Origin of the sequence: Shewanella sp. SP2S2-4 (genome assembly GCF_031932025.1) — a bacterium.
GTDB classification, from domain to species: Bacteria; Pseudomonadota; Gammaproteobacteria; order Enterobacterales; family Shewanellaceae; genus Shewanella; species Shewanella baltica.
In genome coordinates this window covers 201912-218619 of the sequence record NZ_JAUOER010000002.1, presented here as the reverse complement: position 1 = coordinate 218619, position 16708 = coordinate 201912, and the positions used below count along the sequence as shown (strand labels likewise).

The window sequence follows — 16708 nt, the reverse complement described above, 5'->3', positions numbered from 1 at the left end:
ACTGGTCTCGTTAATTAACTGATTCGATATTCTTTGCACTCAAGGCACTGATTAAAGCGTCCCTGAGGGTATTCTCTTGGGTTTCGTTAAGCTGCAGGCCATCGTTGGTTTGCAGCATAAAAAAGTCTTCGGCTCGCTCACCAATGGTGGTGATCTTGGCCGCGAGTAACGTCGTGTTGCAACGGTAAAAGATATCCCCGACTTTTGCCAGTAATCCTGGCGAATCTAAGGCGATAAGCTCCATCATACTTGTACCATGACGACTGCTTTCGAGGAAACTCACTTGTGTCGGAACATTAAAAGGTTTCATCTTGCGCGACAGTTTTCTAAAGCGTGGCAGTTTTGGGCTGTCGCTCGATAGGGCTTTTTCGAGCGCCTTACGGATACTTTGAATACGTGACAGCTGGCTAACGGGCGCGCCATCTTGCTCTAAGATCACAAAGGTATCGAGGGCATAATTGTCTTTTGACGTCATGATGTTGGCATCATGGACGTTGATATTTTTATTGTCGAGTACCGCCATCACAGTTGCGAACAATTTAGGTCTGTCTTGGCAATAGACAAATAACTCAGTGCCACCACGAGTCGTGTGTTTGGACACTAAGACTAAGGGCTCATCCTGTTGTTTATGCTTTAAAATCGCTTCGGCGTGCCACGCGACTTGATTGGGCTGGTGGCGTAAAAAGTAATCTGCCTTGAAACGTTGCCACAGGGTATCGAGATCTTTCTCTTTCAGTCCACGGCGCAGCAGTTCTTTTTTCGCCTTGGCTTGGTATTCACGTACTCTGGCACGAATGTCGACGGGTTTTTCTTTACCACGTGCGAGCACCCTTTGGGTCGAAAAGTACAAGTCGCGCAGCAGTGAGCCTTTCCAGTTGTTCCACGTTTTTTCGTTGGTGGCGCAGATATCAGCAACGGTTAAGCAGTACAGATAGCTTAAATGCACAGCATCGCGGACTTTATTGGCAAAATCGGCCACCACATCGGGATCGGAAATATCTCGGCGCTGGGCGGTGACAGACATCACCAGATGATTCTCGACCAGCCAAGCGACTAGACGACCATCGTGATCGTTTAACCCGTGTAGCTTACAAAAGGCGAGGGCGTCGGCGCCGCCAAGTTTACTGTGATCGCCACCGCGGCCTTTGGCGATATCGTGGAAGATCGCGCCTAATACCAGTAAGCCCTTTTTCGGCAGTTGGTTGATGAGAATCGAGCCTAAGGGAAATTCTTCTTTTTGTTCGGCTTGAGAAAAACGCTCAATATTGAGCAGCAATCTGTGGGTATGTTCATCGACTGTGTAGGCGTGGAACAGGTCAAACTGCATCTGACCTTCAATATTTCGCCATGCCGGTAAATAGGCCGATAACACGCCGTGTTTGTGCATTAAAGACAAGGCAACAATGCCGCGAGGATGGCGCAAAATTTCCATAAAGGCTTGGCGGCAAAGTGGGTTTTCTTGCAAGGCTTGCGGCTGGGCGCGTCTTGCACGGCGCAGTGAACGCAGTGTTGGCGCGTAAATGCCTTTAATGTTGGAGTTTTTAGCGACCAACAAAAATAGCCGCACAATTTCTTCGCCGCTATCGAACAGATCATCACTGAGCGCTTCGATAAAGGTGCCGCGGCGCTGGTAGTGTTTGTCTATCGATTGAATTTCTAAGGCTTTTGTGTGCCCCAATGTTGCCCGTTTAAATAGCTGCAGCAACATTTCGTTCAGCTCCATCACTCGGCGTACCGTGCGATAGTAGCGTTTCATCATCTGCTCAACAGCAAGCTGGGTGGCGTCTTCATAGCCCATAAGTTCGGCAACTTGGCGTTGTACATCAAAGAGTAAGCGATTTTCATCGCGCCCCACCACCATGTGCAGGGCAAAGCGCAGCTTCCATAAAAAGTGCTGACATTCGAGCAATTCTTCTAATTCACCTTGCTCTAAAAAGTCGTATTGGACTAATTCTTCGAGGCGAGCGGCGCCGAAGTGTCGCATGGCTACCCAAGCAATGGTTTGAATATCCCTAAGGCCACCGGGGCAACTCTTGATATTGGGTTCTAAATCGAAGGCACTGGCTCTGGCATGGCGGGCATTTTGCTCATCCCGTTTTGCGATAAAAAAATCGCTTGAGGTCCAAAAGTCACTCTGACGAATGGCATCGTAAAGTTGGTCGAATAAAAACTCAGGCCCTTCGAGCAGTCGGGCTTCTAATAAGTTAGTGGCTATGGTGATGTCTTCACGACCGAGGACAATCGTGTCGTTCAATGTGCGGACACTGTGGCCGATTTCTAGATTTGCATCCCACAGAAAGGCAATAAACTGACTGAGTGCCGCTTCGGCGGCGGGTGACAAAATATCATTAAACAGGAACAGCAAGTCGACATCTGAGTGGGGATGCAGCTCCCCACGGCCATAGCCGCCTACGGCAATCAGGGCAATATCGTATTCCCTTAGTCCGTGCTGTTCCCAAGCTTGCTTGACAAGGGCATCGACAAATTGACAGCGCTGCGTGACGAGCTCTTCAATCGGGGTTTTAGCCTTGAAACGGGCTAAAAGAGTCTGATTCTGTTCGATTAATGATTGTTTAGCGAGCAGAGCTGTATTCATCGAGTCCCTTGTTTTTATGCTTGTTAGTTTGGCCTATCGCTCGTGATTGATGATACGCGGGAAATCTTCATCCTCACGCAGAGTCAGTACTTCAACCCCTTTTTCTGTTACCAGAAGAGTGTGTTCCCACTGGGCAGAGTTTTTTCCGTCTGAGGTGGTCACAGTCCACTTATCATCACGATCGAGTATGGTCGTGTGGCGACCGGCATTGATCATAGGTTCAATGGTGAAACACATGCCTGGGCGTAATACTGTGTTATCGCCGTTACGGTAGTGCATGACCTGAGGTTCTTCATGGAAACCTGAGCCAATACCGTGGCCACAATAATCTTGCACGATGGAATATTTCTCAAGGCCTGTTTTGCTTGCTTTGATGAATTTTTCGATAGTATTGCCAATTTCACCCAGTTTTAAACCTGGACGCACCTTGCGAATGGCTAAATACAGGCTTTCTTGCGCGATGCGGCACAGGCGTTTGTCCTTAGCGCTCACTTCACCAATTAAAAACATCATCGAAGTATCACCGTGATAGCCGTCTTTAATCACTGTGATGTCGATATTGAGAATATCGCCTTCTTTCAATGGTGGGTTATCGTTCGGAATACCGTGGCAAATCACATTGTTTACTGAAGTACAAATGGACTTAGGAAAACCATGGTAGTTAAGCGGCGCCGAAATCGCACCTTGCTCTTCGGTATATTTGGCGCAGAGATCATTGAGTTCATTGGTGGTCACGCCCGGCTTAACATACGGGGCGATCATTTCTAATACCTGTGCGGCGAGTTTGCCCGCAGCACGCATTTTTTCAATTTCTTCAGCTGTCTTGATGACTATACTCATTGCGTTTTCTCTTGTGTCTTTAATGTCTGTTGGCCACGCAACCTAATGCAAAAATTTGTGCTTTAGGGCTATTTATGGTATAAAGCGCGCCGTTATGTTTAAGTCTTGATGAATTGCCTAAGCCAGCATTTGCTCTGTTTAGATACTTGCAAGACTAAAGATGGCGGCCATTATACATGGCTATTTGTCTAAATACTAAATCACACACGTGTCGACACATTCTTCGGGGTGCCCTCAGCTGTTAACTGCGGGGTCGAAGACATGGGATACGTGGAGGTCTAACCCCCTAAATTTTAAGGTAATAGAAATGACTACAGTTTCAATGCGCGATATGCTTCAGGCCGGTGTCCACTTCGGTCACCAAACCCGTTACTGGAACCCAAAAATGAAGCCATTCATTTTCGGTGCTCGCAACGGTGTTCACATCATCAACCTTGAGCATACTGTGCCAATGTTCAATGAAGCGCTGGCTTTCATCAGCAACGTAGCTTCAAAGAAAGGTAAAGTATTATTCGTTGGTACTAAACGTGCTGCTGGCGAAGCGATCAAAGAAGCTGCTCTGTCTTGTGACCAGTACTATGTTGATCACCGCTGGTTAGGCGGTATGCTGACTAACTGGAAAACCGTTCGTCAGTCAATCAAACGTCTGAAAGAACTGGAAAGCCAATCAGTAGATGGTACTTTCGACAAGCTGACCAAGAAAGAAGCGCTGATGCGTACTCGTGAGCTTGAAAAGCTGGAAAAATCTTTAGGTGGTATTAAAAACATGGGCGGCCTGCCAGACGTATTATTCGTCATCGGTGCTGACCATGAGCATATCGCTATTAAAGAAGCTAACAACCTGGGTATCCCTGTTGTTGCAGTTGTTGATACTAACTCTGCGCCAGATGGTGTTAACTACATCGTTCCTGGTAACGACGACGCTATGCGTGCTATCCGCCTGTACACTACTTCTGTTGCTGCTGCTGCTAAAGCTGGCCGTGGTCAAGATTTGGCTGTTCAAGCTGAGCAAGACGGTTTCGTAGAAGCCGAATAATAATAAGGCGGGATGAGTTTCATCACCCTTATTAACCAAGATTTTTGATTGGTTAACAGGGGCCATTCGGCCCCTGTTTTATATCTGCAAATTAGTCGATTTTTTATAGAGGATTTAACAATGGCAATTACTGCTGCCCAAGTTAAAGAACTGCGCGACCGTACTGGCGCAGGCATGATGGATTGTAAAAACGCTCTGACAGAAGCTAACGGCGACATGGAGTTAGCGATTGACAACATGCGTAAGTCTGGCGCTGCTAAAGCGGCTAAAAAAGCGGGTAACATCGCTGCTGACGGTACTATTTTAATCAAGAATGGCGAAGGTTTCGCTGCTCTGTTAGAAGTTAACTGTCAAACTGACTTCGTTGCTAAAGATTCTAACTTCTTAGGCTTTGCAAACGCGGTGTTAGATGTTGCTGCAGCATCTAAAGTGACACTTGAAGATTTAAAAGCACAGTTCGAAGATGCACGTGTTGCTCTGGTAACTAAAATCGGTGAGAACATCAACATTCGTCGTGTTGAGTACATCGATGGTGCAAACCTGTCTTCATACCGTCACGGTGAGCGCATTGGTGTTGTTGTAGCCGGTGAAGCTGACGAAGAAACCTTAAAGCACATCGCAATGCACGTTGCTGCTTCTAAGCCTGAATTCGTTAATCCAGAAGATGTGCCTGCTGATCTTGTTGCAAGAGAGCAAGCACTGCAAATCGAAATCTCTATGAACGAAGGCAAATCTGCTGAGATCGCTGAGAAGATGGTTCTGGGTCGTATGAAGAAGTTCACCGGTGAGATTTCTCTGACTGGCCAAGCTTACATCATGGAACCAAAGAAAACTGTTGGCGAAGTTCTGAAAGAGAAAGGCGCTACAGTGACTAACTTCATTCGTTTAGAAGTTGGTGAAGGTATTGAGAAGAAAGAAGAAGATTTTGCAGCTGAAGTTGCTGCTCAAATCGCTGCTTCTAAAAAGGCTTAATCGCCAACGCTAAATACCCCCAAGACCGTGGCATTCGCTGCGGTCTTGTTATAACCAGGATAAAAATTATGAGCACCAATCCAAAACCCGCATTTAGACGCATTCTTCTTAAATTAAGTGGCGAAGCACTGATGGGCGACGAAGGCTTCGGCATCGACCCTAAAGTATTAGATCGCATGGCTCAGGAAGTGAAAGAGCTGGTTGAACTGGGTATTCAGGTGGGTGTGGTTATTGGTGGTGGCAATCTGTTTCGCGGTGAAGGCTTAGCAAAAGCTGGCATGAACCGTGTGGTGGGCGATCACATGGGTATGCTGGCAACGGTTATGAACGGCTTGGCAATGCGCGACGCCTTGCACCGTGCCTATGTTAATGCCCGTCTGATGTCAGCTATCCCGTTAAAGGGTGTGTGTGACGATTACAATTGGGCTGAAGCGATCAGCTTGCTAAAATCTGGCCGAGTGGTTATTTTTGCTGCCGGTACAGGTAATCCATTCTGCACGACCGATTCTGCTGCCTGTTTACGCGGCATTGAAATTGAAGCTGAAGTCGTGTTGAAAGGGACGAAAGTCGACGGTGTATACTCCGAAGACCCAATGAAAAACCCAGACGCCGTTAAGTATGATGAAGTCACTTATGCGGAAATTCTGGAAAAAGAATTAAAAGTAATGGACTTAGCAGCCTTTACTCTGGCGCGTGATCACGACATGCCTATTTTAGTCTTCAACATGAACAAGCCTGGCGCTCTTCGCCGCGTTATCATGGGTGAAGAGGAAGGCACGCTGATCAGAGCAAAAAAAGTTATTTAATGACCAAGAAGGACATTTAACGTGATTGAGAACATTAAGAAAGATGCGCAAGAACGCATGGGCAAATGTGTAGAAGCGACTAAAAACCAAATGGCGAAAGTACGTACAGGTCGTGCTCACCCAAGCCTGCTTGATTCAATTCAGGTTTCTTACTACGGTACTATGACACCACTGAACCAAGTGGCAAACGTGGGCGTTGAAGATTCACGCACTCTGTCTGTGACTGTATTCGATCGTAGTGCTATCCAAGCCGTTGAAAAGGCCATTATGAGCTCAGATTTAGGTCTGAACCCTATGTCTGCTGGCGCGACCTTGCGTATTCCATTACCCGCGCTGACCGAAGAACGTCGTAAAGACTTCATCAAAGTGGTGCGTAACGAAGCCGAAAACGGTCGTATCGCTATCCGCAACGTACGTCGTGATGCCATTTCTGAAGTGAAAAAGCTTGAGAAAGCTAAAGAATGTACAGAAGATGACGTTCGTCGTAGCGAAGAAGAAGTACAAAAGTTCACCGATGCTCACATTAAAAAGGTTGATGAGATTTTAGCAGCCAAAGAAATTGAGTTGATGGAAGTCTAATCTCAAGTTCGATAAGCTAGAGTTGATGCGCCGTGTAGGGGTATACTACACGGCGTTTGTCTATTTTAAAGGGCTGTATTAGATGTCATCCACAGTGGAACTTGATCCGCACCCTAGGACGAGTGAGAGTGATTTATACACTCAAACGACCTTGCCGGGACAATTACCCGAACTCGTGAAACAGTCGTTACCTAAGCATGTCGCCATTATTATGGATGGCAATGGGCGTTGGGCACAAACCCAAGGTAAGCCACGAGTGTTGGGACATAAGGCCGGTGTTAAGGCCGTTAGAAGAGCCGTAAGCACGGCAAGCCAATTGGGTATTGAATCGCTAACGTTATTTGCATTTTCTAGCGAGAATTGGCGTAGACCCGATAAAGAAGTCAGCTTGCTGATGGAATTGTTTTTTACCGTATTACAGCGTGAAATTAAATTGCTGCATAAGAATCAGGTTAAGCTGAAGATTATTGGCGATATCAGCCGTTTTTCTGCGCGATTACAGAAGCAAATTGCTGCCGCGCAAGAGAAGACATCAGGCAATACAGGCTTAGTTTTGAATGTCGCCGCTAACTATGGTGGCCGTTGGGACATACTTCAAGCAGCCCAAAAATTAGCTGAAAAGGTTGAAACTGGCGAAATGACCAGCAGTCAGTTCACCGAAGAAGCCTTAAGTGCACATTTGTGCATGCAAAATCAGAGTGAAGTTGATTTAATGATTCGCACGGGCGGGGACTGTCGCATCAGCAATTTTGTGCTGTGGCAGGCGGCCTATGCAGAATTGGTGTTTACCGACACCCTTTGGCCTGATTTCGATGAACAGGCTTTTCATGAAGCGATTGCCATTTTTGCAAGTCGCCAGCGCCGCTTTGGTTTGACTGGAAGTCAGATTGATGAGATGCGTGCATTGTAAAACCTCATGAGGGATTTTTTTTGCTAAAACAACGAATAATAACAGCAATTTGGTTAGTTCCATTAGTTTTGGGGGCGATATTTTTACTCCCTGCCAACTACTTCGCTTGGGCCTTGGTCGGCGTCTTTCTCATTGCAGCAAAGGAATGGGGAAGAATTATCGATAATCAGTGTGACGTCACCCAGTGGAGCTTCACTTGTACGGTCGGTATCTTGTTAGTGGCAATCAATCTGATTGTGCCCATCGATGCGGTTTGGTTAAGCCATCAGTTACACCCTATCTATTTAGCCATTCTCTACATTGGCGCACTTTGGTGGTTAGCCTCACTATTATTAGTGGTGACTTATCCGAAAAGCGCTAAGTTCTGGCAAAAGAATCCTATGTTTAAGTCCATGTTTGGACAGCTAACCTTAATACCTTGTTTTGTGGCTCTGATCGCGCTCAAATCCATTAGCTCGCAAGCTTCGCCTTATTACGGCCCTGTGTTGGTGTTATTGGTGATGTTGATTGTGTGGGCCGCGGATTCAGGCGCTTACTTCGTGGGCAAGGCGATAGGTAAAACCAAACTGATGCCAGCGGTTAGCCCAGCTAAAACGCTTGAAGGCTTACTCGGTGGTTTAGTGACCACTATGATAGTGGTTGCAGCTGTGATGTATTATTCGCCTGAGCAAGAACTGGGTTTAGTTGTGGCCGTGACCTTATTTGTAGCCTTAGTGTCAGCGCTGGGTGATTTATCTGAAAGTATGTTTAAGCGTGCGGCCTGTATTAAAGATTCTGGCACCATTTTGCCAGGTCACGGCGGCGTGCTCGACCGCATCGACAGCCTGACAGCAGCCTTGCCGGTGTTTACCCTGATCTACATTGCATTCTGGATGTAACGCTATGCAAAATATGGTGATTTTGGGTGCTACCGGCTCTATAGGTGCCAGTACCTTAAGTGTGATCTCGGCTAATCCATTCGCTTATAGCGTGTATGGATTAGTGGCCAACGCGAGCGTTGATAAGATGCTTGCACTCTGTGTGGCCCATAAACCGAAAGTGGCGCATATGGTGGATGAAGCGGCAGCAAAACAGTTGCGTGCCGTTTTACCTGCAGGGCTCAATATCCAAGTCACCACAGGCATGAACGATTTACTCGGGTTAGTGACCGCTGCCGAAGTGGATACCGTGATGGCGGCGATTGTTGGGGCTGCAGGGCTAGTACCGACGCTTGAAGCCGTAAAGGCGGGGAAGCGGGTATTACTGGCCAACAAAGAAGCCTTAGTGATGTCAGGTGAGCTGTTTATTGAGGCGACTAAGCGCTCTGGCGCTGTGCTCTTGCCTGTGGACAGTGAGCATAATGCAATCTTCCAATGTCTCCCCCAAGAAGTGCAAGCCAACCTTGGCCGTTGTGACTTAGCGGCATCGGGTATTTCCCATATTCTGTTAACCGGTTCTGGCGGACCTTTCCTGCGGTCGGATCTTGCGACACTGGCCGCCATGACGCCAGCTCAGGCCTGTAAACATCCTAATTGGTCCATGGGACCTAAAATCTCCGTCGACTCCGCCACTATGATGAATAAGGGCTTAGAGTTTATTGAGGCGCGTTGGTTGTTTAACACTCAGGCTGAGCAACTTAAGGTGGTTATCCACCCGCAAAGCGTGATCCACTCTATGGTGCAGTACCGTGATGGCTCCGTTATTGCTCAAATGGGTAACCCAGATATGCGCACGCCTATTGCCCATTGCATGGCTTATCCGCAAAGAATTCATTCTGGCGTTGAACCTTTAGATTTTTTCAAAGTCGGACAGTTAAGCTTTTATGAACCTGATTTTGAACGTTTCCCCTGTTTGGCTCTAGCAATCGAGGCGTGTGCCCAAGGCCAAGAGGCGACAACTGTGTTAAATGCTGCCAATGAGATTGCCGTTGAAGCATTTTTACAGGGGCAAATTGGCTTTACGCAAATTGCAAAAGTGAACGAAGCTTGTTTAGTGACTGTGCCTAAGCGCCCTATGGGCAGCATAGAAGATATTTTGGCCTTAGATGCGCAAACCCGCGTCTATGCGCGTGAGACCTTAGCAAGCATCGCTTAGCAATGGCTGAGTGATTAAATCAATGACGTAAGGAGTGGGATGTTAGATTTTTTATGGAACTTAGGTTCTTTTATCGTTGCACTGGGCCTGTTAATCACCGCCCACGAATACGGCCATTTCTATGTCGCACGCCGTTGTGGTGTCAAAGTCGAACGTTTCTCCATTGGTTTCGGTAAGGCGATTTGGCGTCGTGTCGGTAAAGACGGCACTGAATACGTGTTAGCCATGATCCCACTCGGTGGCTATGTCAAAATGCTCGATGAGCGCGTCGAAGACGTCCCTGAAGCATTAAAAGATCAAGCATTCAATCGTAAAACCGTTTGGCAACGCATTGCGATTGTGGCTGCTGGCCCGATTGCGAATTTTATTTTTGCCATCGTTGCCCTGTATTTTATGTATCTGATTGGTGTGCCGTCACTGAAACCTGTGATCACATCGACAACACCTGGAACTGCTGCCGCGCAAATCCAGGTCACTGAGCCCATGCAAATAACGGCCATTTCCGGCCAGGCTGTGCGTAACTGGGAAGAAGTGAATTTAGCCTTAGTGGGCCACATAGGCGATGAAAGCCTAAGTGTATCGCTGACGCCATTGAGCGGTTTGCAGGGCCTAGATTCCAGCGCGCGCTCTTATACCTTAGATACCCGCAATTGGCATTTTGATCCTGAAAAAGAATCACCGATTACCACCTTAGGTTTAGGAATATATCGACCCGAAATCGTCCCGACTATTGCTGCTATTAGCCCTGACAGCGCCGCTGCCAAGAGCGAACTAAAAGTTGGCGATACCTTAGTGGCGATAAATGGTAAAAATTATACCGATTGGCAGGCTTTTGTTGACATTATTCAACATTCTGCCAATGTGCCTGTGAGCTTAACTGTGCGTCGCAATGGCGAGCAGTTTAACGTGGCAGTGACACCGTTAAGCAGTAAAAACGCCGATGGCCAAGAGATAGGTATGCTGGGGGTGAGCCCAACCCAAGCGCCATGGCCAGACAATATGCGTTTACAACTTGAATATGGACCAATCGATTCTTTCGGCATCGCAGCGGATAAAACATGGCAACTTGTTGCTGTGAGCTTTAAGATGATTGGCAAATTATTTACCGGCGATGTGTCGGTGAAAAACCTGAGTGGACCCATCTCGATCGCACAGGGTGCGGGCAGTAGTGCAAACTATGGTCTGGTCTATTTTCTCGGGTTCCTCGCGCTCATCAGCGTTAATTTAGGCATCATTAACTTGTTGCCTTTACCTGTGCTCGATGGGGGACACCTGCTGTATTACTTTATTGAAGTAATAACTGGTAAACCTGTACCTGAAAAGGTGCAGGAAATAGGATTCAGATTTGGGGCAGCAATACTGCTGATGTTGATGAGCATTGCGCTTTTCAATGATTTTGCCCGACTCTGAGCAAGGACAGACTAATAATTAGAAGTGCTCTATGAGATTGAATAAACTTTTTGCCTCGATGTTATTCGTCGGTGCGTCGTTTTCAGGGACTGTGTTGGCTGATACTTTCCAACCGTTTGAAGTGACCGACATCCAAGTTGAAGGTTTGCAGCGAGTTGCACTCGGTGCTGCCCTGTTAAGCTTACCAGTAAAAGTAGGTGACACTGTTGACCAGTTAAGAATTCAACAAGCCATTAAAAGCTTGTATGCATCGACTAACTTTGAAAATGTCTCCGTGAGCCGAGATGGCGGCGTATTAGTGGTGAAAGTCACTGAACGTCCTACCATCAGTGCCGTGACATTCGATGGCAACAAAGACATTAAAGATGAACAGTTACAGGAAAGTCTGGACGGTTCTGGCGTTAAAGTCGGTGAGTCGCTCGATCGCACTATGTTGACCGGTATTGAAAAGGGTCTGCAGGATTTTTACTACGGCGTGGGTAAATACGGCGCTAAAGTGGAAGCTCAAGTGATCAACTTACCCCGTAACCGGGTTGAGCTGAAATTTAAGTTCACCGAAGGTTTAGCGGCCGAAATCCGCCAAATTAACGTGGTCGGTAATCATGAGTTCACCGATGCTGAGTTGATTGGCATGCTGGAGCTTAAAGATTATGTGGCTTGGTGGGATCTGTTCGGCGAACGCCGTTATCAGAAGCAAAAGCTGCAGGCCGATCTCGAGACCATCAAAACCTATTATCACAATAAAGGTTATATCCGCTTTGAAGTCACCTCGACTCAAGTGGCGATGACACCTGACCGTAAAGGTTTATATATCACCATCAACGTAGATGAAGGTGAGAAATATAAAGTTAAAGAAGTAAACCTGACGGGTGATTTGATGGGCCGTGAAGAGTTGATGAAATCAATTCTGCCGATCAAAGCGGGTGATATGTACAACGGCGGTGATGTGACTTTCACCGAAGAAATGTACAGCAAGTATTTAGGCCGCTTCGGTTATGCCTATCCAGAAGTCAAAACGTATCCTGAAATTGATGATAAGACCAAAGAAGTCACCTTAAACATCAATGTTAAACCGGGTAAACGTGTTTACGTTCGTGCAATTAACTTCACTGGTAACACAGTGACTAAAGATGAAGTGATGCGCCGTGAACTGCGTCAGATGGAAGGGGCTTGGTTAAACTCAGCACAAGTTGAGCAATCTAAAGCGCGTCTTAACCGTTTAGGCTTCTTCGAAACCGTTGACACTGAAACCATTCAAGTGCCTGGTACCGATGATTTAGTCGATGTCGCAGTGAAAGTGAAAGAACAGCCGTCGGGCTCATTCAACGCTGGCGTAGGTTATGGTACTGAATCAGGCTTGAGCTTGCAGTTTGGGGTGCAGCAAAATAACTTCTTAGGTACGGGTAACCAAGCTGGTGTGAGTTTGAGCACCAACAAGTACTCTAAGAACGTTAACTTATCCTATACCGATCCGTATTGGACGAAGGATGGCGTGAGTTTAGGGGGGAGCGTTTATTGGAGTGAGTTTGACGCCAATGAAGCGAACTTAGAACGTTATAAAAACAGTTCTTACGGTGTGGCATTGAACTCGGGTTTCCCGATCAATGAATACAACCGTATCAACGGTGGCATCGGCTATCGTCATAACACGATTTCTGAAATTTCCGCCTACGAGCAAGCGCGTCGTTTCTATAACATCTATCGTGATAACGATCCAAATGCGGACTTAAGTTTCGATAACTTTGAATTGAGTCTGGGTTGGTATCGTAGCACCTTGAACCGTGGCACTTTCCCTACAGACGGCTCGTCTCAGCGTTTGAACGGTAAAATGACTTCGCCAGGGTCTGATTTACAGTACTTTAAGACAGACTTTGACACTAACTTCTATTTCCCTATTAACCGTAGTCAGAGCTTTGTGCTTTTGGCCCGTGGTCGATTAGGTTATGGCAACGGTTATGGTCAGTTTAACGATAACGATCAAATTCTGCCTTTCTGGGAAAACTATTACTCGGGTGGTAGTAGCTCTCTACGTGGCTTTAAGTCAAACTCGGTCGGTCCTCGCTCCTTCTATATGTATAGTGGCAGCGAACCTTGCTTCGATCCATCCGGTGACGGCTGCAATTTCCCTCAGCCGGATCCTGATCGTATTCAAGTGAGTTCTGGTCGCTCAATCGGCGGTAACGCCCTTGCGACAGCGAGCATGGAGTTGATTGTACCGACGCCATTCTTGGATGAGGCTTACACTAACTCTGTTCGTACGAGCTTCTTCGTTGATGCGGGTAACGTCTGGGATACTGAGTTTGATTACGATTATTATAAAAATAGCTTGCCAGCAGACGAGTTTGCTAAGTTACAGGATTATAGTGATCCAGCACGTTTACGCGCCTCTTGGGGCTTAAGTGTGCAGTGGTTATCACCTATGGGTCCTATGGTGTTTAGCTTAGCGTGGCCGATTAAAGAATACGAAGGCGACCAAACAGAGATCTTCTCTTTCAATATTGGCAAAACTTTTTAAAAGGCATACACTCGGCAAGTTTTGCTGACTATAACAAGGTAACAAGGTAACAAGGAGTTTATTTTGAACAAGATGGTAAATCGCGCGCTGATGACGTTAGTTTTGTTAGGCGCGCCGTTAATGGCACATGCTGAGAAAATTGCCGTAGTGGATATGGGCGCTGTGTTCGAACAGCTGCCACAACGTGAACAGATCTCTCAATCTCTGAAGAAAGAGTTTGGCGATCGCATGGCTGATGTCCAAAAAATGCAAGAAGAAATGCGCTCTCTGATGGAGAAGCAGCAACGTGACGGTGCGTTAATGAACGATGCACAAAAAACGGAACTGGTTCGTAAAATGGAATCGCTAAAATCTGAATATCAGTTAAAAGGCAAAGCATTGGATGAAGACTTACGTCGTCGCCAAGGTGAAGAGCAAAATAAACTGTTAGTTAAAGTGCAGAAAGCCATCAACACTATCGCTGAAAAAGACCAATATGATTTGGTATTACAACGTGGTGCAGTCATTTATGTTAAGCCTAACGCTGACATCAGTGGCAAAGTGGTTGAAGCCTTAAGCAAAGGCAAGTAATAGATGAATAGTGTGACTTTAAAAGAGCTAGGCCTGTTATTAGACGGTGATATCCAAGGCGACGAAACGCTAATTATTGATAGTGTGGCGACCTTAGAACATGCCAAAGCAGGTCAAATCTCTTTTTTAGCCAACAGTAAATATCGCTCTCAGCTTGAGGAAACTCAAGCGAGTGCGGTGTTATTGTCAGCTAAAGATGCGCAGGATTATCAAGGTACTGCGTTAATTGTAAAAGATCCTTACGTTGGTTTCGCCCGCGTTGCCCAGTACTTGGACACTACGCCTAAAGCGGCGGTGGGTATCCATCCTTCGGCTCAAATAGACGCTTCTGCCCATATAGGTGAAGGTGTTGCGATTGGGGCGAATGCGGTTATTGGTGCGAACGTTATTTTAGGTGAAGATGTCCAAATAGGTGCCGGTGTTGTGCTTGGACAAGATGTGGTAATTGGCTCAAAAACGCGTTTATGGGCTAATGTTACCGTCTATCACGATGTGCATTTAGGACAAGATTGTATTATCCATTCGGGCGCTGTATTAGGCTCCGATGGTTTTGGTTATGCCAATGAACGCGGTCAGTGGATTAAAATCCCACAAACGGGCGGCGTTCGTATCGGCGATCGGGTTGAGATAGGTTCGAATTCAACGGTAGATCGGGGTGCATTAGGCCATACCGAGATCCACGATGGGGTGATTATCGATAACCAAGTACAAATTGCCCATAACGATATTATCGGTGAGAATACCGCTATCGCTGGCAGTACGACCATCGCAGGCAGTGTCACTATTGGTAAATATTGCATTATTGGCGGTAGCTGTGCCATCGCAGGTCATTTGAGCATTGCCGATGGTGTGCATGTGTCTGGTGCTACGAATATTACCACTAATATGCGTGAGCCCGGTTTATACTCTTCTGCCACAGTGGCAATGGACAATAAACTTTGGCGTAAAAACACAGTTCGTTTCCGTCAGTTAGATGAACTGTTCCAGCGTGTTAAAACGTTGGAAAAAAATTTAAAAACACCAGATTAATTGCTCCAAGGCAATTTGAGGAACTCGGTTCGTGTCTAATCAAATGAACACTATGGATATTAAAGAAATACTTAAATATCTACCCCATAGATATCCATTCTTATTGATCGATCGTGTGCTTGACTACACCCCAGGTGTCAGTCTGCAGGCGATTAAAAACGTTTCAATAAATGAGCCATTTTTTCAGGGACATTTCCCGATTCAGCCTGTGATGCCTGGCGTGCTTATTTTAGAAGCCATGGCACAGGCAACTGGCCTGTTAGCCTTTAAAACCATGAGCAGTGATGTGCCACCTCCAGGGGTGTTGTATTACTTTGCTGGTATCGACAATGCGCGTTTTAGACGTGTCGTTGAGCCAGGTGATCAAATCCATTTTGATGTCAAAATGATTAAAGAGCGCCGCGGGATTGGCGTCTTCTACGGTGAGGCCAAAGTGGATGGTGAAGTGGTTTGTTCCGCTGAAATCATGTGTGCCCGCAGAGAGATTAGTCAGTGATAGATACATTAGCGTTTGTGCATCCCGATGCAAAAATTGGCAATAACGTCACCATTGGCCCTTGGACCTATATCGGTGCAGGCGTTGAAATTGGCGATGATTGTTGGTTGAGTTCCCATGTGGTTGTTAAAGGCCCAACGATTATCGGCAAAGGTAATCGTATTTTTCAGTTCGCCTCAGTAGGCGAAGAGTGCCAAGACAAAAAGTACGCTGGCGAACCCACACGATTGATCATTGGTGACAATAACGTCATCCGTGAAAACGTGACTATCCACCGCGGTACAGTCCAAGATAACAGTGAGACGCGTATTGGGTCGAACAACCTGTTTATGAACTATGCACATATCGCCCATGACTGTGTGGTCGGCGACAATGTGATCATGGCCAATAACGCTTCTATCGCGGGTCACGTACATGTGGGTGATTGGGCGATTTTAGGCGGCATGACAGGTGTTCACCAGTTTGTGCATATCGGTGCCCATGCGTTTACTGCAGGTTGTTCTTTAGTGCTGCAGGATGTACCTCCCTTTGTGATGGCGGCGGGTCAACCGACGATTCCACGCGGTTTAAACAGCGAAGGCATGAAGCGTCGTGGTTTTTCTAAAGAAAGCCAATTGGCAGTGCGCCGTGCTTATAAAACCTTATATCGCAGCAGCTTGACAGTTGAAGAAGCGATTGAAGCGTTGGCTGAAGATGCGCAGAGCGATGAGCAAGTGAAATTGTTCCTTGAATTTGTAAAGTCATCGAATCGCGGCATTATTCGCTAACTTGATGACCACACGACAACAAAAGGGCATTTTTATGCCCTTTTGTATTATTGGCTTAAGCCTATTGGGTGGTTAGACGTTGTCGTTAGCAATGTCCTTGTGTATTCAA

General features: G+C 46.6%; 15 protein-coding genes. 13 read left to right on the top strand and 2 right to left on the bottom strand.

The window, feature by feature from the left end:
* Positions 1–10 precede the first annotated feature (10 nt).
* Both glnD and map read right to left on the bottom strand, forming a co-directional pair.
* Positions 11–2596, bottom strand: a complete 2586-nt coding sequence (gene glnD, locus Q4Q54_RS02800; RefSeq protein WP_311987645.1) for a bifunctional uridylyltransferase/uridylyl-removing protein GlnD — start codon at positions 2594–2596, stop codon at positions 11–13.
* Positions 2597–2629: 33 nt separating this feature from the next.
* Positions 2630–3460: a type I methionyl aminopeptidase gene (map, locus tag Q4Q54_RS02795; RefSeq protein ID WP_281422414.1), complete on the bottom strand. Its 831-nt coding sequence runs from the start codon at positions 3458–3460 to the stop codon at positions 2630–2632.
* Positions 3461–3743: 283 nt separating this feature from the next.
* Here map and rpsB point away from each other — a divergent pair, with 283 nt between their 5' ends.
* The 13 genes from rpsB (at position 3744) to lpxA (ending at position 16599) form a co-directional block, all read left to right on the top strand.
* A complete protein-coding gene (rpsB, locus tag Q4Q54_RS02790) occupies positions 3744–4472 on the top strand; it encodes a 30S ribosomal protein S2 (protein WP_037458301.1) in 729 nt (242 codons plus the stop codon).
* Between the two features lie 120 nt (positions 4473–4592).
* Entirely contained in the window at positions 4593–5444 is an 852-nt protein-coding gene (gene tsf, locus Q4Q54_RS02785) for a translation elongation factor Ts (RefSeq protein ID WP_106650020.1), read from the top strand.
* A gap of 68 nt (positions 5445–5512) precedes the next feature.
* Positions 5513–6250, top strand: a complete 738-nt coding sequence (gene pyrH, locus Q4Q54_RS02780) for a UMP kinase (protein WP_106650021.1) — start codon at positions 5513–5515, stop codon at positions 6248–6250.
* Positions 6251–6271: 21 nt separating this feature from the next.
* On the top strand, positions 6272–6829 hold the full coding sequence (gene frr, locus Q4Q54_RS02775; RefSeq protein WP_106650022.1) for a ribosome recycling factor: 558 nt from the start codon (positions 6272–6274) through the stop codon (positions 6827–6829).
* 82 nt (positions 6830–6911) lie between these two features.
* Positions 6912–7739, top strand: a complete 828-nt coding sequence (gene uppS / locus Q4Q54_RS02770) for a polyprenyl diphosphate synthase (protein ID WP_106650023.1) — start codon at positions 6912–6914, stop codon at positions 7737–7739.
* Between the two features lie 20 nt (positions 7740–7759).
* Positions 7760–8617, top strand: a complete 858-nt coding sequence (locus Q4Q54_RS02765) for a phosphatidate cytidylyltransferase (protein ID WP_311987644.1) — start codon at positions 7760–7762, stop codon at positions 8615–8617.
* A gap of 4 nt (positions 8618–8621) precedes the next feature.
* Positions 8622–9812: a 1-deoxy-D-xylulose-5-phosphate reductoisomerase gene (gene ispC / locus Q4Q54_RS02760; RefSeq protein ID WP_311987642.1), complete on the top strand. Its 1191-nt coding sequence runs from the start codon at positions 8622–8624 to the stop codon at positions 9810–9812.
* Between the two features lie 39 nt (positions 9813–9851).
* Complete coding sequence (gene rseP / locus Q4Q54_RS02755) at positions 9852–11222, top strand: sigma E protease regulator RseP (RefSeq protein WP_311889255.1); 1371 nt, start codon at positions 9852–9854, stop codon at positions 11220–11222.
* A 31-nt stretch (positions 11223–11253) separates the two neighbouring features.
* On the top strand, positions 11254–13737 hold the full coding sequence (bamA, locus tag Q4Q54_RS02750) for an outer membrane protein assembly factor BamA (protein WP_311889254.1): 2484 nt from the start codon (positions 11254–11256) through the stop codon (positions 13735–13737).
* Positions 13738–13809: 72 nt separating this feature from the next.
* Positions 13810–14307, top strand: a complete 498-nt coding sequence (locus Q4Q54_RS02745) for an OmpH family outer membrane protein (RefSeq protein ID WP_011846353.1) — start codon at positions 13810–13812, stop codon at positions 14305–14307.
* Positions 14308–14310: 3 nt separating this feature from the next.
* The gene (gene lpxD / locus Q4Q54_RS02740) at positions 14311–15336 is read left to right on the top strand and encodes a UDP-3-O-(3-hydroxymyristoyl)glucosamine N-acyltransferase (RefSeq protein ID WP_311987640.1); all 1026 of its coding nucleotides are present in this window, start codon (positions 14311–14313) and stop codon (positions 15334–15336) included.
* A gap of 31 nt (positions 15337–15367) precedes the next feature.
* Positions 15368–15832 (top strand): 3-hydroxyacyl-ACP dehydratase FabZ, encoded by a 465-nt coding sequence (gene fabZ, locus Q4Q54_RS02735; RefSeq protein ID WP_006080990.1) that lies wholly within the window; start codon positions 15368–15370, stop codon positions 15830–15832.
* A complete protein-coding gene (gene lpxA / locus Q4Q54_RS02730) occupies positions 15829–16599 on the top strand; it encodes an acyl-ACP--UDP-N-acetylglucosamine O-acyltransferase (protein WP_311987639.1) in 771 nt (256 codons plus the stop codon). The genes fabZ and lpxA overlap by 4 nt, the downstream gene beginning before the upstream one ends.
* Positions 16600–16708: the final 109 nt, after the last annotated feature.

Coding starts and splice junctions, on each gene's coding strand:
- Q4Q54_RS02745 (WP_011846353.1), top strand. CDS start 13,810: ATGGTAAATCGCGCGCTGATGACGTTAGTTTTGTTAGGCGCGCCGTTA.
- rpsB (WP_037458301.1), top strand. CDS start 3,744: ATGACTACAGTTTCAATGCGCGATATGCTTCAGGCCGGTGTCCACTTC.
- rseP (WP_311889255.1), top strand. CDS start 9,852: ATGTTAGATTTTTTATGGAACTTAGGTTCTTTTATCGTTGCACTGGGC.
- lpxD (WP_311987640.1), top strand. CDS start 14,311: ATGAATAGTGTGACTTTAAAAGAGCTAGGCCTGTTATTAGACGGTGAT.
- bamA (WP_311889254.1), top strand. CDS start 11,254: ATGAGATTGAATAAACTTTTTGCCTCGATGTTATTCGTCGGTGCGTCG.
- glnD (WP_311987645.1), bottom strand. CDS start 2,596: ATGAATACAGCTCTGCTCGCTAAACAATCATTAATCGAACAGAATCAG.
- tsf (WP_106650020.1), top strand. CDS start 4,593: ATGGCAATTACTGCTGCCCAAGTTAAAGAACTGCGCGACCGTACTGGC.
- ispC (WP_311987642.1), top strand. CDS start 8,622: ATGCAAAATATGGTGATTTTGGGTGCTACCGGCTCTATAGGTGCCAGT.
- uppS (WP_106650023.1), top strand. CDS start 6,912: ATGTCATCCACAGTGGAACTTGATCCGCACCCTAGGACGAGTGAGAGT.
- pyrH (WP_106650021.1), top strand. CDS start 5,513: ATGAGCACCAATCCAAAACCCGCATTTAGACGCATTCTTCTTAAATTA.